The sequence below is a fragment of the Serratia sp. GW822-FHT06E05 genome (genome assembly GCF_058799445.1).
In genome coordinates, this window is the sequence record NZ_JBXALM010000006.1 from 164,368 (window position 1) to 181,695 (window position 17,328).

Annotated in this window: 12 protein-coding genes; 3 read left to right on the forward strand and 9 right to left on the reverse strand. The window is 52.4% G+C overall.

The genetic code is table 11. The features are described 5' to 3' along the window. Positions 1–3: 3 nt before the first annotated feature. The 8 genes from nrdB to AC1RKC_RS15710 all read right to left on the reverse strand — a co-directional run bounded on the left by nrdB (position 4) and on the right by AC1RKC_RS15710 (position 9,586). Positions 4–1,134 carry a class Ia ribonucleoside-diphosphate reductase subunit beta gene (gene nrdB / locus AC1RKC_RS15675; protein WP_020827814.1) on the reverse strand — a complete coding sequence of 377 codons (1,131 nt, stop codon included), beginning with the start codon at positions 1,132–1,134 and terminating at the stop codon, positions 4–6. 68 nt (positions 1,135–1,202) lie between these two features. After that, positions 1,203–3,491 (reverse strand): class 1a ribonucleoside-diphosphate reductase subunit alpha, encoded by a 2,289-nt coding sequence (gene nrdA / locus AC1RKC_RS15680; protein WP_020827813.1) that lies wholly within the window; start codon positions 3,489–3,491, stop codon positions 1,203–1,205. 608 nt (positions 3,492–4,099) lie between these two features. Next, entirely contained in the window at positions 4,100–5,329 is a 1,230-nt protein-coding gene (locus AC1RKC_RS15685; RefSeq protein ID WP_493092282.1) for a UxaA family hydrolase, read from the reverse strand. Next, entirely contained in the window at positions 5,322–5,648 is a 327-nt protein-coding gene (locus AC1RKC_RS15690; RefSeq protein WP_020827811.1) for a UxaA family hydrolase, read from the reverse strand. The genes AC1RKC_RS15685 and AC1RKC_RS15690 overlap by 8 nt, the downstream gene beginning before the upstream one ends. Before the next feature lie 73 nt (positions 5,649–5,721). After that, entirely contained in the window at positions 5,722–6,483 is a 762-nt protein-coding gene (locus AC1RKC_RS15695) for an SDR family NAD(P)-dependent oxidoreductase (protein ID WP_493092283.1), read from the reverse strand. A 25-nt stretch (positions 6,484–6,508) separates the two neighbouring features. Then, positions 6,509–7,522: a zinc-binding alcohol dehydrogenase family protein gene (locus AC1RKC_RS15700; RefSeq protein WP_493092284.1), complete on the reverse strand. Its 1,014-nt coding sequence runs from the start codon at positions 7,520–7,522 to the stop codon at positions 6,509–6,511. Between the two features lie 2 nt (positions 7,523–7,524). Beyond that, a complete protein-coding gene (locus AC1RKC_RS15705) occupies positions 7,525–8,829 on the reverse strand; it encodes an MFS transporter (protein WP_046373069.1) in 1,305 nt (434 codons plus the stop codon). A gap of 70 nt (positions 8,830–8,899) precedes the next feature. Further along, the gene (locus AC1RKC_RS15710; protein ID WP_493092285.1) at positions 8,900–9,586 is read right to left on the reverse strand and encodes an RraA family protein; all 687 of its coding nucleotides are present in this window, start codon (positions 9,584–9,586) and stop codon (positions 8,900–8,902) included. Positions 9,587–9,873: 287 nt separating this feature from the next. Between AC1RKC_RS15710 and AC1RKC_RS15715 the strand changes: the two genes are divergently transcribed. Further along, positions 9,874–10,602 carry a FadR/GntR family transcriptional regulator gene (locus AC1RKC_RS15715; protein WP_420284473.1) on the forward strand — a complete coding sequence of 243 codons (729 nt, stop codon included), beginning with the start codon at positions 9,874–9,876 and terminating at the stop codon, positions 10,600–10,602. Positions 10,603–10,662: 60 nt separating this feature from the next. Here the strand turns inward: AC1RKC_RS15715 and ubiG are convergent, their stop codons facing one another. Then, positions 10,663–11,388, reverse strand: a complete 726-nt coding sequence (gene ubiG, locus AC1RKC_RS15720; protein ID WP_115058429.1) for a bifunctional 2-polyprenyl-6-hydroxyphenol methylase/3-demethylubiquinol 3-O-methyltransferase UbiG — start codon at positions 11,386–11,388, stop codon at positions 10,663–10,665. Between the two features lie 212 nt (positions 11,389–11,600). On the opposite strand from ubiG, the gene gyrA reads away from it, so the two are divergent. Both gyrA and rcsC read left to right on the forward strand, forming a co-directional pair. Then, positions 11,601–14,252, forward strand: a complete 2,652-nt coding sequence (gyrA, locus tag AC1RKC_RS15725) for a DNA topoisomerase (ATP-hydrolyzing) subunit A (RefSeq protein ID WP_020827804.1) — start codon at positions 11,601–11,603, stop codon at positions 14,250–14,252. Between the two features lie 164 nt (positions 14,253–14,416). After that, the gene (gene rcsC / locus AC1RKC_RS15730; protein WP_020827803.1) at positions 14,417–17,287 is read left to right on the forward strand and encodes a two-component system sensor histidine kinase RcsC; all 2,871 of its coding nucleotides are present in this window, start codon (positions 14,417–14,419) and stop codon (positions 17,285–17,287) included. Positions 17,288–17,328: the final 41 nt, after the last annotated feature.

The window sequence follows — 17,328 nt, forward strand, 5'->3', positions numbered from 1 at the left end:
CGCTTAGAGTTCGAAGTCGCTCAGGTCGTCGGCATGGACTTCCGAGTCGATCTGCCCTACCAGGTAGGAGCTGACTTCCACTTCCTGTGGTGCAACCTGCACGTTGTCGGAGACCAACCAGGCGTTAATCCATGGGATTGGGTTAGAGCGGGTGGCGAACGGCAGGCCAAGGCCCACTGCCTGCATGCGGATATTGGTAATGTATTCCACGTACTGGCACAGAATGTCTTTGTTCAGGCCGATCATCGAGCCGTCACGGAACAGGTATTCCGCCCACTCTTTTTCCTGCTCGGCCGCCAACACGAACAGATCGTAGCACTGTTGCTGACACTCAACGGCGATTTCTGCCATTTCCGGGTCATCGGCACCGGAGCGCATCAGGTTCAGCATGTGCTGGGTACCGGTCAGGTGCAGCGCTTCGTCACGGGCGATCAGCTTGATGATTTTGGCGTTGCCTTCCATCAGTTCGCGTTCCGCGAAGGCAAATGAACAGGCGAAGCTAACGTAGAAGCGGATGGCTTCCAGCGCGTTAACGCTCATCAGGCACAGATACAGCTGTTTTTTCAGCGCGCGCAGGCTAACGGTAACGGTGTTGCCGTTGACCTGATGCGTGCCTTCACCCAGCAGATGGTAATAGCCGGTCATCTCGATCAGATCGTCGTAGTAGCCGGAAATGTCCTTCGCACGCTTGAGGATCTCTTCGTTGGTGACGATATCGTCAAACACCAGCGCCGGATCGTTAACGATATTACGGATGATATGGGTGTAAGAACGTGAGTGGATGGTCTCAGAGAATGACCAGGTTTCCACCCAGGTTTCCAATTCCGGGATCGAGATCAGCGGCAGCAGCGCCACGTTCGGGCTGCGGCCCTGAATCGAATCCAGTAGCGTCTGGTATTTCAGGTTGCTGATGAAAATGTGTTTTTCATGTTCCGGCAACGCCTGGTAGTCGATACGGTCGCGGGAAACGTCAACCTCTTCCGGGCGCCAGAAGAAGGACAGTTGTTTCTCAATCAGTTTTTCGAAAATTTCATGTTTTTGCTGATCGAAACGCGCAACGTTAACCGACTGGCCGAAAAACATCGGTTCCAGCAACTGGTTGTTTTTATTCTGAGAAAATGTGGTGTAAGCCATAAGCCTGAGTCCATCGTATCGTGGCTAAATGAAGGGGCCGGAAGAGTTCCGGCCCGCTGTTTCAAACTTTAGATCTTGCAGGCGCCGCTTTCGCAGTCATCATCGCCGCCCTTGGCCGGCAACAAATCTTCCTGGACGTCTTCCGCGCCGTCGCGGGTGTTCTGATAGTACAGCGTCTTGACACCAAACTTGTAGGTGGTGAGCAGGTCTTTCAACAGCTGCTTCATTGGCACCTTGCCGCCCGGGAAACGGGTTGGGTCATAGTTGGTGTTGGCAGAGATCGACTGGTCGATAAACTTCTGCATCAGACCGACCAGTTGCAGGTAGCCGTCGTTGTTCGGCATTTCCCACAGCAGCTCGTAGTCGTTTTTCAGACGTTCGTACTCCGGCACCACCTGGCGCAGGATGCCGTCTTTCGACGCTTTGATGCTGATGTGACCACGTGGCGGCTCAATGCCGTTGGTGGCGTTGGAAATCTGCGAAGAGGTTTCCGAAGGCATCAGCGCCGACAGGGTTGAGTTGCGCAGACCGGTTTCCTTGATCTCTTTACGCAGGGTTTCCCAGTCGTAGTGCAGCGGCTCCTGGCAGATGACATCCAGATCTTTCTTGTAGGTGTCGATCGGCAGGATCCCCTGCGAATAGGTGGTTTCATTGAACCACGGGCAAGCCCCTTGTTCCTGAGCCAGACGGTTCGAGGCCTTCAGCAGGTAATACTGGATAGCTTCGAATGTCTTGTGAGTCAGGTTGTTGGCACTGCCATCGGAATAACGCACGCCGTTTTTCGCCAGATAGTAAGCGTAGTTAATCACGCCGATACCCAGGGTGCGACGACCCATGGCACCACGGTGTGCGGCTTTGATTGGGTAGTCCTGGTAATCCAGCAGGGCGTCCAATGCGCGCACTGCCAGGGTAGCCAGCTCTTCCAAATCGTCCAGGCTTTCGATGGCGCCCAGGTTAAAGGCGGACAGCGTACACAGGGCGATTTCGCCGTTTTCGTCGTTGACGTCGTCCAGCGGTTTGGTCGGCAGGGCAATTTCCAGGCACAGGTTGGACTGGCGCACCGGCGCGATCTGCGGATCAAACGGGCTGTGGGTGTTGCAGTGGTCAACGTTCTGGATGTAGATACGGCCGGTAGAGGCGCGTTCCTGCATCATCAGCGAGAACAGTTCGACCGCTTTCACGCGTTTCTGGCGAATGCTGTCGTCTTGCTCGTACTTGGTATACAGACGTTCGAACTCGTCCTGGTCGGCGAAGAATGCGTCATACAGGCCCGGGACGTCAGAAGGACTGAACAGGGTGATGTCCTGGCCCTTGATCAGGCGCTGGTACATCAGGCGGTTCAACTGCACGCCGTAGTCCATGTGACGAACGCGGTTGCCCTCAACACCACGGTTGTTTTTCAGCACCAGCAGGCTTTCAACTTCCAGATGCCACATCGGGTAGAACAGCGTCGCTGCACCACCGCGTACGCCGCCCTGAGAACAGGACTTCACCGCGGTCTGGAAGTGTTTGTAGAACGGGATGCAGCCAGTATGGAAGGCTTCACCACCACGGATCGGGCTGCCGAGCGCACGGATTCGACCGGCGTTGATACCGATGCCGGCGCGTTGCGAAACGTATTTCACAATGGCGCTGGAAGTGGCGTTGATGGAATCCAGGCTGTCGCCGCACTCGATCAGCACGCAAGAGCTGAACTGGCGGGTAGGGGTGCGCACGCCGGACATGATTGGCGTAGGCAGTGAGATTTTGAAGGTGGAGATCGCGTCGTAGAAACGTTTAATGTAGTCCAGACGGGTCTCACGCGGGTAGTTGGAGAACAGGCACGCGGCCACCAGGATATACAAGAACTGCGCGCTCTCGTAGATCTCGCCGCTGACGCGGTTCTGCACAAGATACTTCCCTTCCAGCTGCTTAACGGCCGCGTAGGAGAAGTTCATATCACGCCAGTGATCGATAAAGGAGTCCATCTGCTCGAACTCTTCAGTGCTGTAGTCTTCCAGCAGATGCTTATCGTACTTGCCCATTTCTACCATGCGCGTCACGTGAGCGAGCAGCTTTGGCGGCTCGAACTGACCGTAAGCTTTTTTACGCAGATGGAAGATGGCCAGGCGCGCGGCCAGATACTGGTAATCCGGCGCGTCGCGCGAGATCAGATCGGCTGCTGCTTTGATAATGGTTTCATGAATATCAGCAGTTTTGATGCCGTCATAAAACTGAATATGGGAACGCAACTCTACTTGAGAAACGGAGACGTTGTTTAACCCTTCCGCGGCCCAGTCGATGACACGGTGGATTTTGTCGAGGTTGATGCGCTCTTTACGCCCATCGCGTTTAGTAACAAGCAGACTTTGGTTCATGTGGTGTTTTACCTGTCCGTATGGTGCCCCTAAGCAGAAGTGTAGTAGCTCTGCTCAGTATGTAAACACTATATATAGGGGGTGTATGTCGGTGAGGTAACAAGATAGTGAGAAAACAGGGCGTTTGCAAGTGAACAAAAGTGGCCTAATTTGTGGATAACTTGGGGGTGAAATGTGACTTGTCTTTCGCAGTGCGCGCTGTGACTGGTGCGACAAGCTTGTCAATAAGCGGGATAAGATTTTCCCTATAATCAGAAAAACGTGATCGTTTGCCGCTTTATTAAACGTTAGAAAAAAACGGCATATTGTTAGCCATCAAAGTTCTAAAAATTCATAAACAAGAAGAACAATGGGCTGGCGCAATCTTTTGTCCAATGTCTGCCTGTGTGATTCCACATAGCTACTTTACCCCAAAATGAGGACTGCCATTAACCACGGTTTCTCGTCCGTGCGATGGGAGTGATAGGTACCAGACAAGAGATTGCGGTCTCCAGCCCTTGCTTTCGCAATAGAGCGTTTGCGTCACAAGAGGTTTACGGGAGCTTTCATGTCGCCTCACTCCCGTAAATTGATCATTTTTAGGCATCGACTGACGGCGGTTGATACGGCTAGCTTTCGCATCGCGTGGGGATCAGCACCTCTTTGCTTTGATATTTATAAGGAATAAAATATTCTTTATGGCCCTGTTCCTCACTTTTGCTTTTTTGCCCGGCTGCAATCGCCACCATCAATTGAGCGATTTCCAGAGAAAGCTGTTGTTGCGATATGGCCCCGCTTAGCAGCCGGCCGGCATCCACATCCATATCATCAATCATGTTTTCAAACGTTTGGCTGTTGCCGGTGATTTTTATCACGGGGGCAACCACGGAGCCCACTACGCTGCCGCGACCGGTGACAAAAAAGATAATATGGCTACCGCAGGAGATAAGATCCATCAGCCCTTCATTATCATTAGGGTTAGTGATGCCAAATTGCATCCAGTGAGGATCTGGCGTGCTATCAAGTAACCATAGGCCTTTTCGCTGGGGACAACCGCTGACTTTAAGCACGCCTTGAATGGGGCGAGAGCCGCTCTTTATTACGGCGCCCATGCTTTTTTCTTCGATTGTGGATAGTCCACCGGCAAAGTTTCCTGGACTGACCGAGTATTGCCTCACCGATTTGCAGTAATCGAGCGCCTTATTGTAGGTGGCAACGATTTCATCCTTAGCGCTTTCGGATGCCGCGCGCTGGGACAAAGTATCAATCAAGCCTATGGCTTCCACGATCTCTTCAAAAATTGCCGTACCGCCCGCATCGACCAACCAATCAAAAAAGTTGCCCACCGCCACATTGCCCGCCAGCCCGCTGGTATAGTCGCTGCCCCCACACTCACTGCCGATAATCAAGTCTGCAAAGCCCATAGGCACTCGGCTGGTGCGCGTTAATTCTGTCTGTATTCTCCTGACATGCTCAACGCCTAACTCCACGCTGCCTTTTGTGCCGCCGGTTTGCTGAATATAGAACCAGGCCGTCGGCTTTCCTTCTTCTTTTGCGATATTGCTGAGCCACTCTGGCTGGATGTACTCACACCCTAACCCTACGGCAAGGACACCACCGACATTAGGATGGCGAATTAATGAGATCAGCATTCTTACGGCGTACTCATTGTCGGTACAACCGGAAAACCCAACCGCTTCAACTTCGGCGTCATTCACTTTTTCGGTTATCTTATCGGCCACAAAATGGGCGCATTCCACGGTGTAAATAACCAATATTTTATTGCGGATCCCCTTGGTGCCGTTCTGGCGCTGGTAACCTGACCACGTCACCGATTTCAGGCTTTCTAACTTATTCATATTTGACATCCTTAGGGGCACCGGTCACCAGATCCAGATGGGATGAGCGTTCGTCATAGTTGCTATGCATAACGTGCAGGTGAACCCAATCGCCGGTTTTTATCGCTTGGGTCGCACTGCCTATGTTGATGCCGTATTTAATGATGGGGTCGCCCATGGAAATGGGGCATAACGCTATTTTATGGCCGATATTGATATTCTCATTGGCGATGACGGTGTCATTCCCACAGCCGCGAACCGAGACTTTGCCGGTTTGTATAGGCGTTAGCGCCGTAGCGACATTATCAACGTCATTAATCTTGTATGCGACTTGCTCCATAATAGCCCTCCTGATCTTATTATTTAGACTGGATATTCAGTGCTATCACCAAGCAATAGCACTGGCTAATCAATCAGAAACCAATCAGAGCGCCACCATCAACCACCAGAACCTGACCGCTGATAAAGGCGGCTGCCTCTGAAGCCAAATAAGTAGCGGCCCAGCCAATGTCTTCTGGCTTGCCGAATTTCTTCATCGGGGTTCGTCCGAGAATTTTATTTCGGCGCTCATCATCTCCTTCAATGGCCTTCCGCAGCATGGGTGTGTCGATCCAGCCCGGGGCGATGCCGTTGACGCGTATGCCTGCCCCAGCCAGTTCGGTGGTCAGCGCGCGGATAAGCCCCAGGTAGGCCGATTTCGCCGCCGCATAGCCGGCGACATAGGGCTGTCCGAGAAATGACGTCATGGAGGCGGTAAACAGAACGCTGGCATTGCCATGCTGCTTCATGTGCGGGACTAACGCTTTGGTCAAGGCAAACGCTGCGACAACGTGAACATCAAGAACGGATTCAAAATCCTCAACGCTCATCTCCTCGATGGGCTTTTTGCAATGGTTGCCCGCGTTGTTGACCAGGATGTCGATCTGCCCAACCTGGTCGAGCAAACCGTTCACCCATGCCTGGGTTTTGGTGGTTTCACTGACGTTAAATTGACTGTAGGTTGCCATAGGACCGAGGTTTTCAGCAGCCTGCTGAGCGAGTGGGCCATTGAGGTCGGCTATGATGACTTTTGCGCCACTGCCCACCATGCATTCAGCCATTGCGTAACCCAAGCCGCTGGCCGCGCCAGTAATTAATGCCGTTTTACCTTCGAGTGAAAATGCATTTTTTAACATAGTTATAATCTCTGATTAATTGCGGTTAAAAGGCGATAAGTATTTTGGTCACGGCACCAGGATCGGCTGCCCACGCCATAAAGGCTTCACCTGCCTGGTCGAGCGGGTAATGAGTGGTGATAATTGAATGCAGGGGATAGCGCTGTTGTTCCATCAAGGCCAGTACGGCGCGAAAATCTGCCACCGTGGCGTTTCGTGAGCCGCGGATATCCACCTCTTTCAGCAAAAAAAGCGCGCTGTTGTAGTTAACCGGTTTTTTTGCGTAGCCGACGTAAACGATGCGGCCAGAAAAGGCGACCAGTTCGAGAGATTGCTCGATTGAAGAAGTTTGCCCGGCTGCCTCAATGACCAATGCCGGGCCACGGCCTTCGTCGATCCTGCCCAGCTCGTCGGCGAGGTCGACCTTTGCCCCATTGATGAATGAGCAAGCGCCGCAGGCCAGAGCCACGGCCTGTTTGCGATCGTCTATGTCTATGGCGATCACCCGTGCTCCCATTGCTGCAGCAGCGGCTATGGCCCCCAGACCAATGACACCGCAACCTATCACGGCCACCCATTCTCCAACCTGAATGGCACCACGACGGGCGGCGTGCAGCCCAACGGCCAGAGGTTCAACCAGAGCCAGTTCATCAAAGCTCAGGGCATTGCAAACAAGAATTTTATTCGCTGGGATAACCAGCCTTTGCGCCATACCCCCCTGACGCTGGACGCCGAGCGTTTGATTGTGCTTACAAGCGTTCGGCCTGCCAGCAAGGCAACTGCTGCAAACTCCGCATTCTGTGCAAGGCAAGACCACCACACGATCGCCCGGTTTGGCCGTCGTGACATTGCACCCTGTGCGGATAACTTCGCCGCTAATTTCATGGCCGGGGATGCAAGGGTAGATAACCAGGGGGTTAAACCCACGGTAGGTATTTAAATCGGAGCCGCAGAGGCCGACGCGCTGGACATCAATAAGAACATCATTATCACCGCATACGGCCTCAGGGATGTCGACGAACTCGGTATGGGAATTTTTATCAATGGTTAATGCTTTCATTATTATTGTTTCCTCAGGTTTGTTAAGGTGTCCGTGAGAGGTTGTGCTTTTTTATTTGAATTAATGGGTTTGACAAATAACGCTACGCTTAATGCGCCGAAAATACCTACGATACCAGCTAATACGAAGGCTGAAATAAAACTGCCACCGCTGTATTGAACAATAAAACCGGTCAGAATAGGGGCGATCATGCCTGAAGTATTCGCCAGCAGGTGAACAAAGCCGCCCACGCCACCCACTTTATCTGCGGAAATACTGTCGGAAATAATAGACCAGGGCGATGATGCTGCCAGATACATAAAGAATATGCCGAATGACATCATAATGACGGCAAAGGTCACGGAGTCTACGATCCCGGCAATACAGATGCATATAGACGAGGCAATTAGCCCGACAACAATAAGCAGCTTCCTGGAAAAAAGTAATCTTCCGCTTTTCTTGTAAATATAATCGGAGACAGCGCCTCCCATGACCATGCCCACACTGCCAAGTAACCATGGGATCGAGGAGGCAATGCTCATTTCAGCAATGTTCAGCCCTTTTGCCATTGAGAGGTAGCTGGGAAACCAGGTCAGGAAGAAATAAAGAATATAGTTGATAGCAAAGAACGCCATGCCGGTCGCCAAAACCAGTGGCTGTGTCAGATAAAAGCGAAACGGCAGCTTGGTCTGGGTATCATGGTTTACCGGCGCATTGTGCAGAGCCGTTTCAAACTCTTCAATTTCAATAGGCTGGGTCTTCGGGTGATCTTTAGGGTGGTCAGTAAAGTTTTTCAGCCAGAAGAAGGTCCACACAAAGCCAAGTGACATGAGGATGATAAAGGCCACTCGCCAGTTCCACATAATGATCAGGAATCCAACGATGGGGCCCGCGATAGCCCCTCCGAGTGGGTTGCCTGCATTGGCAATACCAATGGCGCGTGCACGCTGGTGAATCGGGATCCAGTGGGTGATGACCTTATTGATGTTGGTGCTGACCGGGCCTTCGCTCATCCCAAAAATGACTCTAATAATAAATAGGATGATGTAGCTGAAAGCGACCCCTGTCAGACCACAGAATAACGACCAGGTAAGCATGGCAATGGCCATCACTTTGCGCGGGCCGTAAATGTCAGACAGGTACCCCCCGACGAAGTTAAATAAGGCATAGCCGAAGAAGAAGCTGCTCAGCATTACACCAATTTCAGCAGGAGAGAGTTGTAGATAATCTTTTATATAGGGCATGGCAACAGAAAATGCAGCCCGATCCAGGTAGTTAATAATGCTGGCTATAAACAAGAGTGTTATTATTTTATTTCTCTGTTTCATGATTGCATACTCATATTGTATGACTAAATATAAACCCACCTTGCCAATCAATATTATGGGCTTAGTGAAATTACATTACGCCAAAGGTTTCGAATGCCTCTACCGTGCTCATGCCATTGCTGATGGCCGTCCTGACGCGATTCTCTGTGGAGACTTTTTCTAATGCCAAACTAATGGCGTCACGTTCAACTTCTTGCGGGATGATTAAGATGCCATCGCGGTCGCCATAGACGATATCGCCTGGGTTTACCCTTATTCCGTTAAATTCAATAGGAACGCGATAATCGATCACCTTTCCTCTGGGGCCTTGATCTTGTGCATAAGTGCCGTGTGAGAACGTGGGGAAATTTAATTCCAGGATTTCATTGCTGTCGCGTACATAACCATCCAGCACGGCGCCAGCCGCTTTCAGATGACGAGCCCGGGTTGACATCAGGCCGCCCCAAAGCGCGTAACGCAGAGAACTTCCTGTGGCGATGTACACCTCGTCTTCTTTCAACGAATCCAGTGCTTCAAACATTAACCCAAAAGGCTGTTGGGTGATTTCGTTATGCCCAGAGCTGGATTTGAGCTCGTAGACATCGGCTTCGAGCACCGGCATCGTTCTGCCGGCAACCACCATATTCATCTGAAGCGGTTTAATGGAGGGGGCAAAAAACTGATGTAAAAATCCCATAGTATCAAGAATATCCCCCACAACGGCGGGGAACAGCTTGGTGCGCATCAGTTGGAACAGCTCTTTATCATTCGACCACATTTTTTTCTCCTGAAAAGACAATTTCTATTTGGCCTTAAGAGCAGGCTCGGGTGTTTGCACAGGAAAAATTACGCGCAACCTATCAACCTGTCAAACAGGTTGATAGGGATGATTTTATATATGATATTAAGCTCACATTTTTAGTAAAATGGCGGCGAGAACCGCCCGGAAGGGGCCGTTGATGGTGTTGAATTGTGGTGGTGGTCTGAGAGAAGAAAATATCGTGATGTTTTCTGCTTTGCTTTCATCTAGTTCATTTGAAGTTGTAAATTTTGGAGTCGTTTAAAATGGATACAAAGATGCCGATTCAGAGCCACACATTGTCCTCGCAAATCAAGCATTACGTGCTGGATATGATAAGCCAGCAACAGCTGACGCCGGGGATGGCGGTTCCAAGCGAAGTAAAATTAATTGAGGAGCTGGGTGTCAGTCGTGGGGTGATCCGTGAGGCATACCGTTCGCTATCCGCTCTGGGTATTCTGGAGATAAAAAGCGGTAAAGTCCCGCGAGTGAAAGCGTTCGACAGCAGCGTGCTTGAGCTTATTTTTGGCTTTGCCATCGCTTCAAACCAGGTGTCGGTCTCCCAGATTTTGAGCGTGCGTCAGTGGCTTGAAATCGGCAGTGCCGGCATGGCGGCGACCAACGGCAATGAAGAGGATTTTCGCCAGTTACAGGATGAGATGAAGCAGATTGAGGATTGTATCTTCGATACAGACAAATTCATTCAGCATGACATTAACTTCCATCTCATTATTGCCAGGGCATCTCGCAACCCTCTGTCCGGTATTTTATTGCAATCCCTGCATGAACAACTCAGACGTTCTATCCATGCCGGTCTCGAAGCGCAAAGTGGAACCGACGCCGAAAGAAAACAGATTGTCTCTTTGCATCAGGATATTTGCGATTGCGTTTGCGCCAAGGACGCGGAAGGAGCGATGAAAGCGATGACGAACCATTTTAATACGGCGGTCAACTCTTTGATTGAAAAGGGCGAGAAGGCCAATGACGGGACCTGAAGAAGGGCATTTATTTTTGTGCGGCGAGCGCTTAAACACTCACCGCATTTGAGAGCGGCATCAGCCTTCGTGTTGAGTATGTACCATGTAGTTCACATCAACGTTGCCGCCCAGCTTGAAGTGGTCGGTGATCGGGTTGTAATGCAGGCCAATCATGTGTTTTTCGCGCAGCGGCGTGTGGTCGATCCAGCCGATCAGTTCAGAAGGGCGGATGAATTTCTTATGGTCGTGGGTACCCTGCGGGACCATCTTCAGAATATATTCCGCACCTATGACCGCCATCAACCAGGCCTTGGTGTTGCGGTTGATGGTGGAGAAGAACACATGACCTCCCGGTTTGACCAGGTGAGCGCAGGCGCGCACCACCGAAGCCGGATCGGGAACGTGCTCCAGCATTTCCATGCAGGTCACGACGTCGTATTTTTGTGGGTTGGCCTGGGCGTGGCTCTCTACCGTTTCCTGCACGTAATTCACATTCATGCCGGTTTCCAGCGCGTGTAATCGGGCCACTTGCAATGGCTCGGCGCCCATGTCCAAACCGGTCACTTTGGCACCTTCACGCGCCATGCTTTCCGCCAGAATGCCGCCACCGCAGCCCACGTCGAGGACGGTTTTATCAAAAATGCCGCCTGAACGTTGCAGGATATAATTCAGACGCAGCGGGTTGATACGGTGCAGCGGTTTGAACTCACCTTCCAAATCCCACCAGCGAGAGGCCACGGCCTCGAACTTGGCGATTTCCTGATGGTCTACGTTTTGCGCTTGGCTGGATGATTCTGCATTCATGGGCGTATTTTGCTCCTGGTTCTCGTTGCGCGGATTATACATGTTCCGGCGCAGCGCCGTCTGCGCCGATGCATTTTTAGCGCACATATATGCACAATTTCAGTGAATCGGCGGCGGTTATTTTCCCGTAAAGCGTGCTTTGTGATATAGTTTTACACCTTTGCCACTATGGCAGCGGGCAGATGAATCATTAGTAGAGGGATAGCAGCTCCATGAGCGACCTTGCCAGAGAAATCACACCGGTAAACATCGAAGACGAGTTGAAAAACTCGTATCTGGACTACGCGATGTCCGTAATTGTCGGACGTGCGCTGCCAGATGTTCGTGATGGACTGAAGCCGGTACACCGCCGCGTTTTGTACGCGATGAACGTACTGGGTAACGACTGGAATAAACCATACAAGAAATCGGCCCGTGTCGTCGGGGACGTCATCGGTAAATATCACCCACACGGTGACAGCGCGGTTTACGACACCATCGTGCGTTTGGCCCAACCGTTCTCACTGCGCTATATGCTGGTGGACGGTCAGGGTAACTTCGGTTCTGTCGACGGCGACTCCGCCGCGGCGATGCGTTATACCGAAGTGCGCATGTCAAAAATTGCTCACGAACTGCTGGCGGATCTGGAAAAAGAAACCGTCGACTTCGTGCCTAACTACGATGGCACCGAGCAGATCCCAGCCGTCATGCCAACCAAGATCCCGAACCTGCTGGTTAACGGCTCGTCGGGTATTGCCGTGGGTATGGCCACCAACATTCCGCCGCATAACCTGTCAGAGGTTATCAACGGCTGTCTGGCCTACATCGATGATGAAAACATCAGCATCGAAGGCCTGATGGAACACATTCCGGGGCCGGACTTCCCTACGGCGGCGATCATCAACGGTCGTCGCGGTATCGAAGAGGCCTATCGTACCGGGCGCGGTAAAGTTTATGTCCGTGCGCGCGCTGAAGTGGAAGCCGATGCCAAAACTGGTCGCGAAACCATTATTGTTCACGAGATCCCGTATCAGGTGAACAAGGCGCGTCTGATCGAGAAGATCGCCGAGCTGGTTAAAGAAAAGCGCGTGGAAGGCATCAGCGCACTGCGTGACGAGTCCGACAAAGACGGCATGCGTATTGTCATTGAAGTCAAGCGCGATGCGGTTGGCGAAGTGGTACTGAACAACCTGTACTCACTGACGCAATTGCAGGTCACCTTCGGTATCAACATGGTGGCATTGCACCAGGGGCAGCCGAAGTTGCTGAACCTGAAAGACATTTTGCAGGCGTTTGTTCGTCACCGCCGTGAAGTGGTCACCCGTCGTACCATCTTTGAACTGCGTAAAGCTCGCGATCGCGCCCACATTCTGGAAGCCTTAGCTATTGCTCTGGCCAACATCGATCCGATCATTGAACTGATCCGTCGCGCGCCGACCCCTGCGGAAGCGAAAGCCGGATTGGTTGCTCAGGCATGGGAACTCGGTAACGTGAGTGCCATGCTGGAACGCGCGGGTGATGACGCGGCACGTCCTGAGTGGCTGGAGCCGGAGTTCGGCATCCGTGACGGCAAATATCACCTGACCGAGCAGCAAGCTCAGGCAATTTTGGATCTGCGCCTGCAGAAACTGACCGGTCTGGAGCACGAAAAGCTGCTGGACGAGTATAAAGAGCTGCTGACCGCCATTGCCGAGCTGATCTTTATTCTGGAAAACCCAGACCGCCTGATGGAAGTGATCCGCGAAGAGCTGATTGCAATCAAAGAGTTGTACAACGACGGCCGTCGTACCGAGATCACCGCCAATACTTCAGATATCAATATCGAAGACCTGATCAACCAGGAAGACGTGGTAGTTACGCTGTCGCACCAGGGCTATGTGAAGTATCAGCCATTGAGCGACTATGAAGCGCAACGCCGCGGCGGTAAGGGCAAGTCCGCTGCACGTATTAAAGAAGAAGACTTTATCGATCGTCTGTTGGTGGCTAACACCCACGATACGATCCTGTGCTTCTCCAGCCGTGGCCGCCTGTACTGGATGAAGGTGTATCAACTGCCTGAAGCCAGCCGTGGCGCACGTGGTCGTCCAATCGTCAACTTGCTGCCGCTGGAAGCCAATGAGCGTATCACCGCCATTCTGCCGGTGCGCGAGTATGAAGAAGGGCGTCATGTGTTCATGGCAACCGCCAGCGGCACCGTGAAGAAAACCGCGTTGACCGACTTTAGCCGCCCACGCAGCGCCGGCATCATCGCCGTTAACCTCAATGAGGGTGACGAGCTGATTGGTGTTGACCTGACCGACGGCAGTAACGAAGTCATGCTGTTCTCCGCCAACGGTAAAGTGGTTCGCTTCCCGGAAACGCAGGTGCGTTCAATGGGCCGTACTGCTACCGGCGTGCGCGGTATCAACCTGGGTGAAGGCGACAGCGTTATCTCCCTGATTGTGCCTCGCGGTGAAGGCGATATTCTGACCGTTACCCAGAACGGCTACGGTAAGCGTACTGCGGTCACCGAATACCCGACCAAATCACGTGCCACCCAGGGGGTTATCTCCATCAAGGTGAGCGAGCGTAATGGTCAGGTAGTGGGTGCGGTACAGGTGGATACCACCGATCAGATCATGATGATCACCGATGCCGGTACGCTGGTGCGTACTCGCGTTTCGGAAGTCAGCGTGGTTGGCCGTAATACCCAGGGTGTTACGCTGATCCGTACTGCGGAAGACGAGAATGTCGTCGGCCTGCAGCGCGTTGCCGAACCGGTAGAAGACGAAGAGCTGGATAGTCTGGAAGCCGGCGCAGAAGCCGTAGAAGAAGACGCTACGCCGCTGGATGAAGGCGACGACGATTCTGAAGCGGTAGACGACGCGGAAGATGACAACGTCTAAGCCATAGTGGGCGGCATAACGCCCCTATCGCACAGATGAATACAGGGCCTGGCAGCGATGCTAGGCCCTTTTTCAGTTATATGGTTTAATTAGCGAACTCAAGCTAAAGCTCCCGGCTCTGCTATGAACGCGCTGGTCGCCACTCACATTCGTATGGTATCCGATTGAAATATTTAGCCTCTTTTCGCACCACGTTAAAGATTTCCCGCTATCTGTTCCGGGTGCTGGCGATAATGCTGTGGTCGTTGGGGGCGTTGCTCACCACTTTCTATATCCTGAATATCCTGCATCAGAAAGAGTCTGACATCCGCCAGGACTACAATCTCAATTTTGATCAGGCACAGGGCTATATCCGTCATTCGGCCGATATCATTCGTGATATCAAATATATGGCAGAAAACCGCCTCAATGGCTCGGTCAGCAGTATGGATATGTTCAGCGGCATTTTTCCCGGCAAGACCAGCTCGCCGGAGTTTTTCCCGCTGTATCCTGAGTCTAACTGTTCACTTAATACCACCTATCGCAACTCGCTCAATGCATTGAGCGGGCTGATCCAGTACTGGAAAGAGAACTTCGTCGCGGCTTACGATCTCAACCGGGTATTTTTCATCGGTGGCGATAGCCTGTGTATGGCAGAGTTCGGCAGCAGCAGCGGCGTGGCTAACCGCGCAGAGGCCTTGAAAACCCTGCATGAGCGTATCCTTAAATATCGCAACGCTAAGTACCAGGATAAAGACAATAACCTGTACTGGATCAGCCCAAGCCAGCAGCGACCGGATGTCGGCTATTTGTATGTGCTGACGCCAATCTATATTGGTTCCAAGCTGGAGGCGTTGCTGGGCATAGAGCAGACTATACGTCTGGAAGACTTCGTGACTACCGGCAACTTGCCCATTGCTGTGACCTTGCTGGACGAAAACAACGAACCGATACTGCAACTGGCGGATGGTGAACGCAATGCGCAAGCGCCCGACAGCTATCCGCCCGATCAGGCCTACTTTGGTTATGTCGATAATTACCACGACCTGATAATGAAAAAGGCGTTGCCGCCGTCCTCGCTCAGCATCGTGTATGCGGTGCCGGTGAAGACGGTGGTCGAGCGTTTCAAGATGTTGATTCTCAATGCGGTACTGCTGAACTTGCTGTCCGCCATTGTGCTGTTTACGCTGGCCTGGCTGTTTGAGCGAAAAATGTTCCTGCCGGCAGAGGATAACGCCTTCCGGCTGGAAGAACATGAGCAGTTTAACCGCAAAATTGTCGCCTCGGCGCCGGTAGGCATCTGTATTCTGCGCATCAGCGACGGCACCAATATCCTCAGTAACGAACTGGCACACAATTACATCAACTTACTGACCCACGAAGACCGTGACCGCATTACACGTATCATCTGCGAACAGCAGGTGAATTTTGTCGATGTGATGACCAGTAATAATAATAACCTGCAGATCAGCTTCGTTCATTCTCGCTATCGTAATGAGGATGTGGCGATTTGTGTGCTGGTGGATGTTAGCGCCCGCGTGAAAATGGAAGAATCGCTGCAAGAGATGGCCGCCGCCGCGGAACAGGCCAGCCAATCGAAATCGATGTTCCTGGCGACCGTTAGCCATGAATTACGTACGCCGCTGTACGGCATTATCGGCAACCTCGATTTGCTGCAGACCAAGGCGTTGCCGCAGGGCGTTGATCGACTGGTCAATGCGATGAACAACTCTTCCGGGCTGCTGCTGAAGATCATCAGCGATATTCTGGACTTCTCGAAAATTGAATCCGAGCAGTTGAAGATTGAACCGCGGGAGTTCTCCTGTCTGGAGGTGATTACCCACATCGCCGGCAACTATTTACCGCTGGTGGTGAAGAAGCGGTTGGGGCTGTACTGCTTTATCGAGCAAAACGTGCCTGAGCGCATTTCCGGCGATCCAGTTCGATTGCAGCAGGTGTTGTCCAACTTGTTGAACAATGCCATTAAGTTCACCGATACCGGCTGCATCATCCTGCAGGTCTGCACCCGTGGCAATTATCTGGAATTCAGCGTTCGCGACACCGGAGTCGGTATTCCTGAGAAAGAAATTACCCGCCTGTTTGACCCGTTCTTCCAGGTGGGCAGCGGTGTGCAGCGCCATTTCCAGGGTACCGGATTGGGGCTGGCGATTTGCGAGAAGCTGATCAACATGATGGACGGCGACATTGCCGTTGAATCCGAACCGGGATTAGGCAGCCTGTTCACCATCCGTATTCCTCTGTTTAGCGCCCAGTTCCCGATCCCGCAGCCGAGCGATACCTGGCAGGGCAAAACGCTGTGGCTGGATATTCGCAACCAACGGCTGGAAAGTTATCTGATGGAGATCCTGGGCGGTTATGGTGCGACGGTATTACGCCATCAGGGGCAGGACACCGCCGAAGGCGAAGTCATGCTCAGCGATCACCCGTTGATGATTAGCACGCCGCTGCTGGCGCAGATCCAATTTTCCATTGAACACATCGGCCCGTCGCAGGAAACGCGCCCGGGTTACTGGATGCACAGCACCTCTACGCCGCGTGAAACCCTGGTGCTGCTTAACCGGCTGTTTGGCACTCAAGGTGAAAGCGGCAATACCCTGGCACAATTGCCGTTGCCGGCCAAGGCTAGCTTGATCGACAACGGTGATATTCATTTACTGGTGGTGGACGACCATCCGATCAACCGTCGGTTGCTGTCCGATCAGCTTAGCTCGCTGGGCTACCAGGTGGTGACGGCCAATGATGGGGTCGACGCGTTGGATGTACTCAGTCGTAACACCGTCGACATCGTACTGACCGACGTCAATATGCCGAACATGGATGGTTATCACCTGACTCAGCGTCTGCGTGAGTTGGACTTTACCTCTCCGGTGATCGGTGTGACGGCGAATGCCCTGGCGGAAGAGAAACAGCGCTGTATTGAGGCGGGGATGGATAACTGCTTGTCGAAACCGGTGACGCTGGAAACGCTGGAGCAAACATTGGCGTATTACAGCCTTCAGGTGCGTAACATGCGTGCCGAATCGGAAAACGCCTGAAAGCAAAAGGGCGCAGCATTATGCCGCGCCCTCGTTAACTA